General features: G+C 74.5%; 11 protein-coding genes. 7 read left to right on the top strand and 4 right to left on the bottom strand.

Annotated features, from left to right (window positions below; genetic code table 11):
* Positions 1 to 3 precede the first annotated feature (3 nt).
* Together ACFWPT_RS28050 and ACFWPT_RS28055 are read right to left on the bottom strand one after the other, a co-directional pair.
* On the bottom strand, positions 4 to 1,341 hold the full coding sequence (locus ACFWPT_RS28050; RefSeq protein ID WP_380485141.1) for an MFS transporter: 1,338 nt from the start codon (positions 1,339 to 1,341) through the stop codon (positions 4 to 6).
* Between the two features lie 7 nt (positions 1,342 to 1,348).
* Positions 1,349 to 2,266, bottom strand: coding sequence for a DMT family transporter (locus ACFWPT_RS28055; RefSeq protein ID WP_380485190.1), 918 nt, complete (start codon positions 2,264 to 2,266; stop codon positions 1,349 to 1,351).
* Between the two features lie 259 nt (positions 2,267 to 2,525).
* Between ACFWPT_RS28055 and ACFWPT_RS28060 the strand changes: the two genes are divergently transcribed.
* From ACFWPT_RS28060 to ACFWPT_RS28070, 3 genes are all read left to right on the top strand, one after another.
* Positions 2,526 to 3,398 (top strand): LysR family transcriptional regulator, encoded by an 873-nt coding sequence (locus tag ACFWPT_RS28060; protein WP_380485192.1) that lies wholly within the window; start codon positions 2,526 to 2,528, stop codon positions 3,396 to 3,398.
* Between the two features lie 179 nt (positions 3,399 to 3,577).
* Positions 3,578 to 4,618, top strand: coding sequence for a DUF2332 domain-containing protein (locus ACFWPT_RS28065; RefSeq protein ID WP_380485143.1), 1,041 nt, complete (start codon positions 3,578 to 3,580; stop codon positions 4,616 to 4,618).
* Between the two features lie 88 nt (positions 4,619 to 4,706).
* Entirely contained in the window at positions 4,707 to 5,474 is a 768-nt protein-coding gene (locus ACFWPT_RS28070; RefSeq protein ID WP_380485145.1) for a MerR family transcriptional regulator, read from the top strand.
* Positions 5,475 to 5,561: 87 nt separating this feature from the next.
* Here the strand turns inward: ACFWPT_RS28070 and ACFWPT_RS28075 are convergent, their stop codons facing one another.
* Positions 5,562 to 8,027, bottom strand: coding sequence for an FtsX-like permease family protein (locus ACFWPT_RS28075; RefSeq protein ID WP_380485147.1), 2,466 nt, complete (start codon positions 8,025 to 8,027; stop codon positions 5,562 to 5,564).
* A gap of 118 nt (positions 8,028 to 8,145) precedes the next feature.
* Positions 8,146 to 8,859 (bottom strand): ABC transporter ATP-binding protein, encoded by a 714-nt coding sequence (locus tag ACFWPT_RS28080; RefSeq protein ID WP_244293320.1) that lies wholly within the window; start codon positions 8,857 to 8,859, stop codon positions 8,146 to 8,148.
* Between the two features lie 233 nt (positions 8,860 to 9,092).
* On the opposite strand from ACFWPT_RS28080, the gene ACFWPT_RS28085 reads away from it, so the two are divergent.
* The 4 genes from ACFWPT_RS28085 (at position 9,093) to ACFWPT_RS28100 (ending at position 13,559) form a co-directional block, all read left to right on the top strand.
* Entirely contained in the window at positions 9,093 to 10,544 is a 1,452-nt protein-coding gene (locus ACFWPT_RS28085) for a sensor domain-containing protein (protein ID WP_380485149.1), read from the top strand.
* A complete protein-coding gene (locus ACFWPT_RS28090) occupies positions 10,496 to 11,143 on the top strand; it encodes a response regulator transcription factor (RefSeq protein WP_063347002.1) in 648 nt (215 codons plus the stop codon). Before ACFWPT_RS28085 ends, ACFWPT_RS28090 begins: the two co-directional genes overlap by 49 nt.
* 345 nt (positions 11,144 to 11,488) lie before the next feature.
* Positions 11,489 to 12,520, top strand: a complete 1,032-nt coding sequence (locus tag ACFWPT_RS28095; RefSeq protein ID WP_380485151.1) for an isopenicillin N synthase family dioxygenase — start codon at positions 11,489 to 11,491, stop codon at positions 12,518 to 12,520.
* Between the two features lie 283 nt (positions 12,521 to 12,803).
* Positions 12,804 to 13,559: a MerR family transcriptional regulator gene (locus ACFWPT_RS28100; RefSeq protein WP_063347004.1), complete on the top strand. Its 756-nt coding sequence runs from the start codon at positions 12,804 to 12,806 to the stop codon at positions 13,557 to 13,559.
* Positions 13,560 to 13,588 lie beyond the last annotated feature (29 nt).

Below are 13,588 nucleotides of genomic sequence, written 5' to 3' on the forward strand. Positions count from 1 at the left end.
CCTTCAGGCCTGTCGGGGCTGCGCGGGGAGCTGGGTGGGGACGGGGCCTTCGGAGGCTTCGGCTTCGGTTTCGGCTTCGGGGAGCCGGCGGCGGGTGCGGATCGGGGAGAGGAAGACCGGCAGGAAGGCCACCGCGAGGACGGCTCCGCCGAACCAGAGGGTGGCCCGCAGGCCGACGAGTTCACCGAGCAGCCCGGACAGCGCGGAGCCGATCGCGAGCGCGCCGGTGAGCAGGAAGCGGAAGGTGGCGTTCATCCGGCCGAGGAGCGCGTCCGGGGTCATCCGCTGGCGCAGGCTCACCCCGAGGACGTTGTCCATCCCGGTCTTGAGCGAGACCAGCAGCCAGCCCGCCCCCGCCGCGAACAGCCAGGGGCCGTGCCCGATCAGCGGCACCAGCAGCCCGGCGGGCGCCACGCAGACGCCGGCCAGGCCGAGCGTGCGTCCGTAGCCGAGTCGGGCGGCGATCGGGCGGGCGCAGCGCGAGCCGAGCAGGGTGCCGACCCCGCCGACCGCCCAGAACAGGCCCAACGCCCCGGCGGGAAGGCCCAGTTCCCGCACGAACAGCACCGGTAGCAGGGTGTTGACGAGTTGGAAGCCCAGGTTGGTGAGGGCCCCGGTGAGAGCGAGCGCGCGCAGTTCCCGGTTGCCGAGGACGTGCCGCAGCCCCTCGGCGATCTGTGCTCCGAGCCCGCCGCCCCCGGGCCGATCGCCGCCGCCCCCGCCCCCGCCCTCGTCGGCGATCGGCTCGGAGGTGGAGGCGGGGGTGCGGCGCAGCCCGATCAGGCGAAGCGCCGAGCCGAGGTGGCTGAGCGCGGTCGCGACGATCGCGAACGGCGCGGTGAGCAGTTGGACCAGCAGGCCGCCCGCGCCGCGCCCGGCGACGTTGCCGACCGCCATCAGGCCGACGACGGCGGCGTTCGCCTGCACCAGGTGCCCGCGGCCGACCAACCGGGGCAGCACGCTCTGCGAGCCGACGTCGAAGAAGACCGTCGCGCAGCCGGTGAGCAGCGCGACCGCGTACAGCTGCCAGAGGGTGAGCCCGCCCAGCCACCAGGTGAACGGGATCGAGGCGTACAACGCGGCCTTCACCAGGTCGGCGACGATCAGCACGCGGCGGTGGCGCATCCGGTCCACCCAGGCGCCGGCGGGCAGGCCGATGAGCAGGAAGGCGAGGGTGCTCAGGGTGGCGAGGACGCCGACCTGCCCCGGGCCCGCGTCGAGCGCCTCGACGGCGATCAGCGGGACGGCGACGTAGCCGACGTTGGTGCCGAGTTGGGCGAGGGCGGTCGCGGTGAAGAGGGTGCGGAAGTCGGCGGTTCGCCAGAGGGAGTGGGGGTGCATGGTCCGTTCAGTCGCGTGAAGCGGTGGGGGTCGGTATGGGGGCGGGGGCCTGGGCCCGGTGATGTTTCGTCAGAAAAACACCGGCGAGTACGACGATCATTCCGGCGACGGTCCGGATCGTCAGCTCCTCGCCGAGGACGAGCGCGCCGAGCGCCGTGGAGACCACCGGCAGCAGATAGCCGACGGTCGCCGCACTCGTGGGGCCTTCCGTGGCGATGAGACGGTAGTTGAGGTGGAAGGTGAGCCCGGTGCAGGCGACGCCGAGAACGGCGACGGCGACGAGTCCCAGCGGATCGGCGCCCGCGACCGGGTCGAGCGAGCCGCTGACCGGGAGCGCGAGCGTGCTCAGCCCGGCCGCGGCCGTGAGCTGGGCGGCGGAGAGCGCCAACGGGCCCGTTCCCGTGCCGGTGAGGGCACGGGCCATGTAGGCGAAGGCGATCGCGTAACTGGCCGCCGCGCCGAGCAGGGCGAGCGCGGGCAGGGCCGGGAGGCCGCCGCCGTCCCGCCACGGGGAGAAGATCAGCAGCACGCCCGCGAAGCCGAGCACCAGACCGCCCAACCGCAGCGGGCCGCGGGCCCGTTCGGTGCCGAGGGCCCGTTCGGTGCCGAGGGCGAGGCCGACCAGCAGGGACCAGAGCGGGGTGGTCGCGTGCAGCACCCCGGCCAGACCGGAACCGACGCCGCGCTCGCCGTACGCGGTCAGCAGGAACGGCAGCGCGTTGCAGAGCAGCGCCGCCAGCGTGAGCCGGCGCCAGACGGCGGCGCCGCGCGGCAGGCGCTGCCGGGCGGAACGGGCGAGCAGCAGCAGGACTACGGCGCCGAGGACCGAGCGGAGCACGGTGATCTGCACGGGGGTGAGCCCGTGCTGGAGCGCGAGCCGGATCCAGAGGAAGCCCGAGCCCCAGAACAGGGCGAGAACGGCCATCCGCAGCACGGGCGGTGCTCCTTCTGTCGAGGTGACGGTGTCGGGTGTGTCGGGGTCGGGTGTGTCGGGGTCGGGTGTGTCGGGGTCGGGTGTGTCGGGGTCGGGTGCCCGGGGGCAGGTGCCCGGGGGCGGTGTCGGGTGCCAGGGAGGTGTCGGGGTGTTCGACGACGGTCCCGCGACGGGACCCGGTAGCACAAGCGAAATGTTCTTCACCACCTTTAAGCTGAGCTACATGACTGAGGTACTCGACGTCCGACGGATGCAGGTCCTGCGGGCCGTGGTCGACCACGGCTCGGTGAGCGCGGCGGCCGGCGCGCTCGGCTACACCCCGTCCGCCGTCAGCCAGCAGGTGGCGGTGCTGGAGCGGGAGACCGGGACGGCCCTGCTGGAACGCGTCGGGCGCGGCGTGCGGCCGACCGCCGCCGGACTGCTGCTCGCCGGGCACGCCGCCGTCATCGAGCGGCAGGTCGCGGAGGCCGGCGCGGCGCTGGCCGACCTGCGGGCCGGGCGCAGCGGCAGCCTGACCGTGCGCTACTTCGCCACGGCCGGCGCCGCGTTGGTGGCCCCGGCGGTGGCCGCGTTCCGCCGAACACACCCGGGCGTACGGCTCGACCTCGGCATGACCGACCCGGAGGACCCGCTCACCGAGGTGCTGGACGGCCGGGCCGACCTCGCGGTGGCGGTCCGGTCCGACGGCGCCGCGCACCCCGGCCTGCGGCTGGTCCACCTGCGCGACGACCCGTACCGGGCGGTGCTGCCCAGGGGCCACCGGCTCGCCGCGAAGCGCGTCCTGGACCTCGCCGAGCTCGCGGACGAGCCCTGGGTGGGGGCCGAGCCGCCCGGCCCGTGCCGGGAGGTCGTCCGGGGGGCCTGCGACGCGGCCGGGTTCGGGCCGTCCGTCGCGGTGGACAGCGCCGACTACGCGACGGCGCAGGGCTTCGTCGCGGCCGGACTGGGCGTCGCCCTGGTCCCCGCCCTGGGACTCGCCCAGCGCCACCCGGGCGTCACCGTGCGCCGGCTCCGCGGCCCGGAGCCGGTCCGTGCACTGCACGCCGCAGTACGCGAGGGCGCCTGGGGACAGCCGGTGCTCGGCGCGCTGGTCTCCGCGCTGCGGGCGGCGGCGCAGCCGTAGTACCACCGGCCCGGCCGCCTCCGGGCGGTGGCGGTGTGATCTCACTCTCGCGGGGGCCCGGTTAGCGCCCGTACAGCGGACGGCAAAGGCACGGACAGGGCACGGGCAGGGCACGGACAAGGCTGCGCCAATTCGTTGAAGAGAGTCGAAGAGAGCTGAAGAGAAAGGAAGTACGGAACGTGGACAGTGCTACCGGGGACCTCTACCGGGCCTTCGCAGAGCGGGAGGCCCGCGGCAACTCGGCGAGCTACCAGGACCTCGCCGAACGCGTCGCCGGAGACGAGGAGTTGTGCGCCCTGCTGGACGGACTGCCGGTCGCGAAGCGGCAGCCGAACCTGCTGTTCGGTTCGGTCCGCCACCTCGGCGGACCGGTGACGGCCGGCTATCCGGCCTTCCGCACCTGGGTATCGGCGCACTGGGACGAGGTCACGGCGACGATGCTGCGACGGCGGACGCAGACCAACGAGGCCGGCCGGTGCGCCACCCTGCTGCCGCTGCTGTCGGCGCTGCCGCAGCCGCTCGCGCTGATCGAGGTGGGGGCCTCGGCGGGGCTCTGCCTCTACCCCGACCGGTACCGGTACCGGTACACGGTTGACGTGGGCGACGTGGGCGACGTGCGCGAAGCGGGCGACCCGGCAGTCGAGTTCGGCGCCCAGGAGAGCCCGGTGACGCTGGAGTGCGCGGTGCGCGGGCCGGTACCGCTGCCGGCGTCGCTGCGGGAGCGGCTGCCCGAAGTGGTCTGGCGCGCCGGGATCGACCTCAACCCGCTGGACGTCCGGGACGAGGAGGACGTGCGCTGGCTGGAGTCGCTGGTCTGGCCCGAGCAGGCCCACCGGCTGGAGCGGCTGCGCGGCGCCGTCCAGGTCGCCCGGGCCGAGCCGCCGCACCTGGTGCGCGGCGATCTCAACGCGACGGTACGGGAGTTGGTGGCGCAGGTGCCTGCCGGTGCCACGCCGGTGGTGTTCCACAGCGCGGTGCTCGCCTATCTGTCCCCGGAGACGCGGGAGGAGTTCGCGGTGACCATGCGCGGCCTGCCCGGGCACTGGATCTCCAACGAGGCCGTCTCGGTGCTGCCGGCCGTCGAGCGGCGCCTCCCCCGCCCGGCGCCCGCCGGATCCGGGCTGTTCGCGCTCGCTCTGGACGAGCGGCCGGTGGCCTTCACCGGACCGCACGGGCAGTCCCTCCACTGGTTCCGGTCCCGGGACGGTCTCGGGGCTTGAAGCTGCCGCAGCGGCAGCTTCTACCGTCGTGACCGGGGCCGGAGGAACCGGCCCTGGTCCAAGCGAACGTGAACGAGGGAGACGGCGCATGGCAACGGCTTGGCCGATCGCGGAAGTCGTCCGGATGTCGGGCGTGACCGCCCGGACCCTGCGGCACTACGACGAGATCGGCCTGCTGCCCCCGGCCTGGATCGGCTCGAACGGCCACCGCTACTACGAGGAGCGGCAGTTGCTCCAGCTGCAACAGATCCTCGTGCTGCGGGCGCTGGGGGTCGGGCTGACCGGGATCGCCCGGATCCTGGGCGACCAGGTGGACGAGCTGGAGGCCCTGCGGGACCACCGGCACCGGCTGCTCGCCGAGCGCGACCGGCTGGACACCCTGGCCGCCACCGTCTCCCGCACGATCGCCGACCTGGAACGTTCCCGAAAGGACGGCACACCCATGACCAGCATCAACCGCCCGGAGAACCTGTTCGAGGGCATCGAGCCCGGCGACGTCGAGGAGAGCCTGCGGGACTTCCCCGAGCACGCCGAGGCGGCGCGGCGCGCCACCGCCGCGATGAGCCAGGCCGACGTCGAGGCCGGACAGCGCGAGCGGACGGCGCGGATGATCCGCCTGGCGGAACTGCTGGCGGCCGGCCACCCGGCGGACGCCGAGCCCGTGCAGAGCCACATCGACGCCGAGTACCTGGCGCTCACCGCCCTCCGGACGGTCTCCGTCGAGGAGTTCCGCGCGATCGCGCGCTCCTGCACGGAGAACGCCCAGTGGAGCGCCGCGTACGAGGCCATCACCCCGGGCCTGGCCGCGTACCAGCGGGCCGCCATGGAGGCGTACGCGGAGGCGCGGCTGGCCTGAGCCACCGGCGGGGCGGGGCGGCAGGGCCCGGCCCTCTGCCGCCCCAGTCGGGGTGGCAGGGAGGGCCCGCCCCGCCTCGCCCCGCCGTCACTCGGTGCGCAGCGCCGTGACCGTCCGGGTGCGGGCGGTCCAGGCGGCGGGGAGGAGGGCGCCGAGCAGCGCCAGTACCAGGCCGCCGAGTATCAGCGGCCCCACCACCGAGGGGTGGAACACGGTGAGGTCCGCCTCCGGCACCCCGACCCCGGCGGCGCGGGCCATCGCCGGCATCACCTGGTGGTGCAGCAGGATCCCGATCGGGACCCCGATCAGCCCGGCCACCAGCCCGCTGCCGCAGACCGAGGTGAGCACCATGCCGACCGTCTGCCGGGGCGACATCCCCAGCGCCTTGAGCACCCCGAGGTCGTGCACCCGCTCCCGGGTGTCCAGCAGCACCGTGTTGAGCACGCCCAGGCCGGCCACCACGGCCAGCAGCAGGGTGAGCGTCCCGGCGAGGGTGTTCATGGCCAGCATCACGATGCTGATCTGCTGCCGGCCCGCTTCGGCGCTCAGGCCCAGCGGCCGGACGGCGTCGTCGAGCCCGTCCGCGTACGCCTGCGCGTCCGTGCCCGGGGTGAGGTCGATCTGGAAGGCGACCGTGTCGGCCTGGACGGCGGTGCCGAGCGGGGCCAGTGCGGCCCGGTCGACGAACACCTGGTCGTTGGTGGTCAGGACCTCGCCGCTGATCCGCACCGGGGTGCTGCGCCCGTGGTCGGTGAGGGTGACGGTGTCGCCGACGCGCACCTGGTTGGCGCGCAGGAAGGCGGTGGCGACGACCACCTCGCCGGGGCCCTGGAACCATCGGCCGGAGATCAGCTGGTAGCCGCCCCAGGAGGCGTCCCCGGTGAAGGCGATCACCGCGGTGCGCCCGGTGTTCCCGGCCACGGCGACCGGTGTCGGAGCGGTGCTGTACCAGGCCCGGGTACCGGGGCGGTCGGCGATCGCCCTGGCCGCGGCGGCCTCGTCCACGTGGTCGGGGGCCTTCGTCGAGCTCTCGATCGGGGTCTGGACCACGACCTTGCCGGAGCGCCCGGCCTGGAGGCCGTCCTGGAAGGAGCCGAGCGAGAGCGTCAGGCCGACGCACAGGGTGACTCCGGCCGTGCCGAGCACCACCGCGGCGGCCGTGGTCGCCGAGCGGCCCGGCCGGGTGAGCGGGGTCGCCAGCCCGAGGCTCAGGGCGCGCGGCACCGGTAGGCGGCCGATGAACTGCCGGACCCTGGCGACCGGACCGGACGCCCCGGCCGGACTCGACGCCCCGGCCGGGCCCGACGTGTCGACCCGACCAGACGCACTCGCCTGGCCGGAAGCCCCCGCCCGGCCCGGGCCGCCGCGGGAGGCTGCCCGCCGGGCGCCCGGCGCCGTCCGGCCGACCGCGAGCGCCTCCACCGTGCGCAGCCGGCCGGCCCGCAGCGCAGGCACCAGGGCGGTGCCCGCCACGGCTGCCAGGGCCACCGCCGAAACGGCGACGTCCACCCAGAGCGGGATGCCGAGCAGGCCGCCGCGCAGGGCCTTGTGCGCCACCCCGAGGACGGGTACGGACAGCAGGTTCCCGCCGAGCACGCCGAGCGCCGTGCCGACCCCGGCCGGGATCAGTGCCTGGCCGACGTAGGCGCGCGCCACCTGGGACGGGGTGAAGCCGAGCGATTTGAGGATGCCGATCCGCCGGGTGGCGGCGCTGACGGCGCCGCTGACCACGACGCCGATGATCAGCACCGACATGGCCAGGCCGAGTACCCCGAAGGCCGTCACGAACGGGACGAAGGTGGCGGCCGTCCGGTTGGCCTCCGTCTGGGCCGGCCGGTACGAGGTGGCCCTGGCGAGGGCGCCGCCCGGCACCGCGGCGGCGAGCGCCGCACGGTCGGTCTCCACCTCGGCGTCGGTGTCGGCGTGGGCGAAGCGGTAGAGGTACTGGGCGGCGGGCGCCGTACCGGGCGCGGTGAGCCCGGCGACCTGTTCGGGGGCGATCCAGCCGTCCGCGCTCCAGGAGGGGGAGGCGGCCAGGCCGACGACCTTGAGGACCGGGTGCCCGGGGAGGTCGGGGAACTGCATGCTGTCGCCGACGCCCAGCGGCGAGTGGCCGTCCAGGAACACCACCTCGCCGGGGCCGGAGAGCCAGCGGCCCATGGTGATCCGCAGGCCGTCCAGCGGGCCGTCCTTCGCCCGGCCGACCAGCGTCACCGGCGGGAGCAGGCTGCCGGCCGGCGGGATCCGGAGCTCGTCGCCGACGCGCGGCTGGACGGTGAGCGCCGGGTAGGGGCCGGCCGAGGCCGTCACGCCGGGGGCGTGCGCGGTCGCGGCGAGTTGGGCGGGGCTCGCCCTGGCCGGGTCGTACAGCACGTTGAGGTGCGCGCCGCGCTGGTCGGCGAAGGTGCGCTGGTACGGGCCCTGGGAGGCGGCCAGCAGGCCCGTGGCGAGGATGCACGCCGTCACGGCCGCCATCGTGGTGAGCACCATGACCAGGGTCTGCACCCGCTTGCGGCCGACCCCGGCGCGAACCACCTTGCCCAGTACGCTCATGCGCCCGCCTCCCTTCGCCCGGCTGGGGCGTTCGCCCGCACGCGCCCTCCTGTGATCCGCTCTCCCCCGGCCTCCGGCCGGGGGCAGCCCCACCGCTCGCTCATCGCACAGCGCTCGCTCATCGCACACCGCCGGGGGCCGGCACGGCCGCGGTGTCCCGGACCAGCCGGCCGTCGAGCAGCTCGATGGTCCGGTCGGCGCAGGCCTCGGCGAGCGCGGTGTCGTGGGTGACCAGCAGGATCGTCTGGCCCTCCGCGTTGAGTCCCCGGAGCAGGTCGCGGACGTCGGCGGCCGAGGCGGTGTCCAGCGCCCCGGTCGGCTCGTCGGCGAGCAGCAGCGGCGGGCGGTTCATCAAGGCCCGTGCCACCGCGACGCGTTGGCGCTCGCCGCCGGAGAGTCGACCGGGGAAGGCCTTGGCGTGCCGGGCGACCCCGAGCCGCTCCAGCAGCTCGCCGGCCCGGGCCCGGGCCTGCTCCCGCCGCATCCCGGCGAGCTGGGCCGGGAGCAGCACGTTGTCCTCGACGTTCAGGTCGTCCAGCAGGTTGAAGAACTGGAACACCATGCCGATCCGCTTCCGCCGGTACTCGGCCAGGGCGGCCTCGCCGAGCTCGTGGACGGCCACGCCGTCCACCTCGACGGTGCCCTCGCTCGGGCGGTCGAGGCCGGCGACCAGGTTCAGCAGGGTGGACTTGCCGCTGCCCGAGCGGCCGAGCACGGCCAGCGCCTCGCCGGCCCGGACCTCCAGGTCGAGCCCGGCCAGCGCGGGGTGGGCGGCGTCGGATCGGTCGTACGTCTTGCTGACGCCGCGGATCCGGATGATCGGCGCGTTCACGGGCCCTCCACGATTCGAGGTCCGGCACCGGAAGTCCGGGCCGGCTGACGGGACATGACGCTACGAATTCGGGGCGGGGCGCGGACAGCCGTCTGGACGGCCTCTCGGGGGTGTATCCAGGTACACCCCGGATTGGGGGCGCAGACCTAGAGCGCTGCACGTCACGGCGCGGCAGACTGACGCCGGATGATCAACCGGGGCCGCGGGGCCACCGACCGGAGGGGAGGCGCGGGATGAGGACGAGCGCAGTGTCCAGGGCCGTCGCGCAGCTGGAGGGTGCCGTCGTGGCCGGCGTGCGGGCGCTCTACATGGTCACGTTGGCCGTCACGGGGCTGATGGCGCTGCTGGCCGGGCCGGTCCTGCTGGCCGCCGCCCTGCTCGGCCCCGACGACGCCGAGCCGTTCGCCCACGGTCCGGGCGGGCCGCTGATCCTGCTGGTGCCGCTGACGCCGGTCGCCCTCTGGGCGCTCTGCTGGGCCACCGGGGGCGGCGGCCGGGCGGCCGGGGCCGTCCTGTTCGCGCCGGGCGCGCTCGCGCTGATGGCCACCGACCTCTACGGCGGCGCCCCGCCCGGCGGTCGGTCCGGATCGTTCTGCCTGGGGCCGGCGATGCTGGTGCTCGGCCTGCTCGGCACGCGCTGGATCGCGACGGAGAACCGGCGGATCGTCGGCCGGTGGAGCGACCGACCGATCCCGGTGCCGTACCACCGCGTCGACGCCGGGCCGTGGCAGCGGCTGCGCGCCGGCGGCTGGTTGGCCGATCCGGCGACCTGGCGGGACCTCCTCTGGGTGCTCGTCTCCGGCTGCGCCATCCCGATCACCGCCGTGATCGTCGTGCTGACCCCGATCGCCCTCCAGGTGCTCGGCCGGAACGGGCCGTTCCTCCCGCTGGGGCCCGTCTACATGATGGGGCTCTACATCTCCCCGCTGGCCGCCCTGTGGGCCGCGCCGCCGATCCTGCGGGTGCATGAGCGGGCAGCCCGAGCCCTGCTCGGCCCGTCCCGGCGGAGCGAACTCGCCCGCCAGGTCAGTCATCTGGCCCGGACCAGGGCGGACACCATCGACGCCGGGGCGGCCGAGCTGCGCCGGATCGAGCGGGACCTGCACGACGGGGCGCAGGCCCGGCTGGTCGCCCTGGGCATGCTGCTGACCGTGGCCGAGCAGGTGAAGGACGACCCGAAGGCCCTGCAACCCCTGCTGGTCGAGGCCCGGATGTCCTCGGTCAAGGCCCTGAGCGAGCTGCGCGACCTGGTCCGGGGCATCCATCCGCCGGTGCTCGCCGACCGCGGCCTGGCCGACGCGGTCGAGGCGACCGCGCTGGACCTCCCGCTGCCGGTCACCTTCACCGGCGGGCTGCCCGGCCGGGCGCCCGCCCCGGTGGAGTCCGCCGTCTACTTCGCGGTGAGCGAGCTGCTGGCCAACGTGGTGAAACACGCCGGCGCCTCGCACGTGTGGATCGAGATAGGGCACAGTGACGGGCTGCTGCGGATATCGGTCACCGATGACGGGCGCGGTGGCGCCAACCCGTCCCGGGGGACCGGCCTCAGCGGAACCGAACGCCGACTGGCCGCCTTCGACGGGGTGCTCGCGATCAGCAGCCCCTCCGGTGGCCCGACCATTGTGAACCTGGAGATCCCGTGCGCGTTGTCATCGCCGAAGACCTCTTCCTCCTCCGGGACGGCCTGACCCGGCTGCTGGAGGCCAGCGGCATGGAGGTCACCGCGGCGGTCGAGACCGGCGACGAACTGCTCGCCGCAGTGGCCGCCGACCGGCCGGACATCGCCGTGGTCGACGTCCGGCTGCCGCCCGGCTTCACCGACGAGGGGCTGCGGGCGGCGCTGGCCGCCCGCCAGGCGCACCCAGGGCTGCCCGTCCTGGTGCTGTCGCAGTTCGTGGAGCAGTTGTACGCGCGCGAGCTGCTGGCCGGCAGCACCGGCGGGATCGGCTACCTGCTGAAGGACCGGGTGCTGGACGGCGCCCAGTTCATCGACGCGGTGCAGCGGGTCTCCCGGGGCGGCACCGTGATGGACCCGGAGGTGATCAGCCGGCTGCTCACCCACAACTCCTCGGCCGGCCCGGTCTCCACCCTCTCCCCGCGCGAGCGGCAGGTGCTGGCGCTGATGGCCGAGGGGCGCTCCAACGCGGCGATCGCCCAGCAGTTGGTGATCACCGAGCGGGCTGTCGCCAAGCACACCGCGTCGATCTTCGTCCGACTCGACCTCCAGCCCTCCGACGACGACAACCGCCGCGTCCTGGCCGTACTGGCCTACCTCAACAACGGCTGAGAGGGGCGACGCACCAAGGCTTTCCACCCCTCCCACCCCTTGAAGGGCCACCGCCAAGTGAGAGACCGCCCTCCGCTGCAGGGGGCTCGCCCGCTCCGGTCAAGGTCATCTACGCTGGTGACGTGCTCATCCTTGTTCGCCGTCGCCACGTGGACCTGCTCCGCGTGACAAGCATGTCCTGTCGACGCTCCAGCTGAACCTCGCGCCACCCACCCTCAAGGGCAGCCTCCACCCGGCCGCCTCCACCTCCCGGCTCCCGGAGCACCCGCCGCACCAGGCGGCCACTCCGGCCATCCCCCGGTCGATCACCGGGACAGGCCGGGACGAGACCAGCGGATGTCACACATGTCGCAGCAGTACACCCCCATATCCGACTCCCTCCCGGTGATCAACCTCTCGCTCGCCGACGGCGGCCCGGACGACCGCCGCCGACTGCACGACGAACTCCGTGCCGCAGCCACCGACGTCGGGTTCTTCCAGCTCGTCGGCCACGGCATCACCCCGGAGGAGACGGCCGCGCTCACCGACGCGATGCGCGCCTTCTTCGACCTCCCCGAGGCCGACCGGCTCGCCGTGAGCAACCTCAACTCCCCCCACTACCGCGGCTACACCCGCACCGGCGACGAGCGCACCGGCGGCAGCCAGGACTGGCGCGACCAGCTGGACATCGGCGCCGAGCTGCCCCCGCACGTGCCCGGCACCGGCGAGCCCCCGTACTGGTGGCTGGAGGGCCCCAACCAGTGGCCCGCGGCGCTCCCCGAGCTGCGCACCGCCGCGCTCGGCTGGATCGACCACCTCAGCGACACCGCCCGCCGGCTGCTGCACGAGCTCCTCACCGCGATCGGCGCCCGCCCCGACTTCTACGACGAGGCCTTCGCCGGCCACCCCCACCTGCGGCTCAAGCTGGTCCGCTACCCCGGCACCGCTCCGGACGGCGCCGGCCAGGGCGTCGGCGCCCACAAGGACTACGGCTTCATCACGCTGCTGCTCCAGGACACCGTCGGCGGCCTCCAGGTCGAGCGCCCGGACGGCACCTTCCTGGAGGTCCCGCCAATGCCGGGCGCCTTCGTCGTCAACCTCGGCGAACTGCTGGAGGTGGCCACCGACGGCTACCTCAAGGCCACCAACCACCGCGTGGTCAGCCCGGTCGGCGCCCGCGAGCGCTTCTCCGTCCCGTTCTTCTACAACCCCCGCCTCGACGCCCACATCGAGCCGCTGGACTTCCCGCTCGCCCGGCACGCCCCCGGCGCCACCGAGGATCCGGACAACCCGCTGTTCGCCGAGTTCGGCCTCAACGAGTGGAAGGGCTACACCCGGGCCCACCCCGAGGTCACCCGCCGCCACCACGCCGACCTGGCCGACGCCGCCTCCCGGTAGCCCCACGCCCCGGAGACCGAGACCAGTCGCGCCGCAGCACAGAAGCAGCACCGGCCAGAGCCGGCCCCGGCCAGAAACAGCGCGGGCCAGAACAGGCTCCGGCCAGAGGCACCAGCACCCCGAGTCCGCCCCCGCCGCTCCCCAGCGGCGGGGGCGGACTCACGTGTGCGGCGGGCCACCGTCGCCGGTGGAGCAGCCGGTGGAGCAGCCGGTGGACCAGGGGGACGGGCACTGTCACACTGCTGCTGTCACAGTGGAAGTGTGCCAGTGCAGGAGGCGGCAGATGGGGGAGCTCGGGGCCGTGGGAGACGGGGGCGGGGTGCGGCTGACGGTCGACGAACTGGCGGCGCGGGCCGGGGTGACGGTCCGGACGGTGCGGTTCTACGGGACGAAGGGCCTGCTGCCACCGCCGGAGTTGGGGCCGCGCCGGGTCGGGCTGTACGGGGCGGCGCACCTGGACCGGCTGGAGCTGATCGAGGAGTTGCAGCGCCAGGGGCTGACATTGGCCGCGATCGAGCGGTACCTGGCCCGGCTGCCGGAGGACAGCACGCCGCTGGACCTGGCGATCCACCGGGCGCTGGTGGCGTCCTGGACGCCCGAGGCGGCGGAGGAACTGGGCCGGGCGCAGTTGGAGCGGCGGGCCGGGCGGGGGCTGTCGGAGGAACAGGTGGAACGCCTGGTCGCGATGGGGGCGTTGGAGCGGACGGCCGATCCGGAGCTGTTCCGGGTGGATCCGGGCCTGCTGCCGCTGGGGGTGCGGATCCTGGACGTGCCGATCCCGTTGGAGACGCTGCTGGCCGCGCGGGCGGTGGTGCTGGAGCACAGCCGGGCGACGGCCCGGGAGTTGCAGCGGCTGTTCCGGGAGACGGTGTGGCGGCCCTACCGGGAGAGCGAGCCGGCGCCGGACGAGCTGGCCCTGATGAGGGCGCTGACGGACCACATCCAGCCGATGGTGGCGCAGGCACTGGTCACGGCGTTCCAGCGCTCGCTGCGGGAGGAACTCGGCGAGGAACTACGGGAGGACTCGGCGGGGAGCTGAACGGAGAGCTCGGCGAGGACCTGGGCAGG

The organism is Kitasatospora sp. NPDC058478 (genome assembly GCF_042720345.1).
GTDB lineage: Bacteria > Actinomycetota > Actinomycetes > Streptomycetales > Streptomycetaceae > Kitasatospora.

Excerpts from the sequence above, each read along its gene's own strand:
- ACFWPT_RS28050 (WP_380485141.1), bottom strand. The coding sequence starts at position 1,341 with ATGCACCCCCACTCCCTCTGGCGAACCGCCGACTTCCGCACCCTCTTC.
- ACFWPT_RS28055 (WP_380485190.1), bottom strand. The coding sequence starts at position 2,266 with ATGGCCGTTCTCGCCCTGTTCTGGGGCTCGGGCTTCCTCTGGATCCGG.
- ACFWPT_RS28060 (WP_380485192.1), top strand. The coding sequence starts at position 2,526 with ATGCAGGTCCTGCGGGCCGTGGTCGACCACGGCTCGGTGAGCGCGGCG.
- ACFWPT_RS28070 (WP_380485145.1), top strand. The coding sequence starts at position 4,707 with ATGGCAACGGCTTGGCCGATCGCGGAAGTCGTCCGGATGTCGGGCGTG.
- ACFWPT_RS28075 (WP_380485147.1), bottom strand. The coding sequence starts at position 8,027 with ATGAGCGTACTGGGCAAGGTGGTTCGCGCCGGGGTCGGCCGCAAGCGG.
- ACFWPT_RS28085 (WP_380485149.1), top strand. The coding sequence starts at position 9,093 with ATGAGGACGAGCGCAGTGTCCAGGGCCGTCGCGCAGCTGGAGGGTGCC.
- ACFWPT_RS28095 (WP_380485151.1), top strand. The coding sequence starts at position 11,489 with ATGTCGCAGCAGTACACCCCCATATCCGACTCCCTCCCGGTGATCAAC.
- ACFWPT_RS28100 (WP_063347004.1), top strand. The coding sequence starts at position 12,804 with ATGGGGGAGCTCGGGGCCGTGGGAGACGGGGGCGGGGTGCGGCTGACG.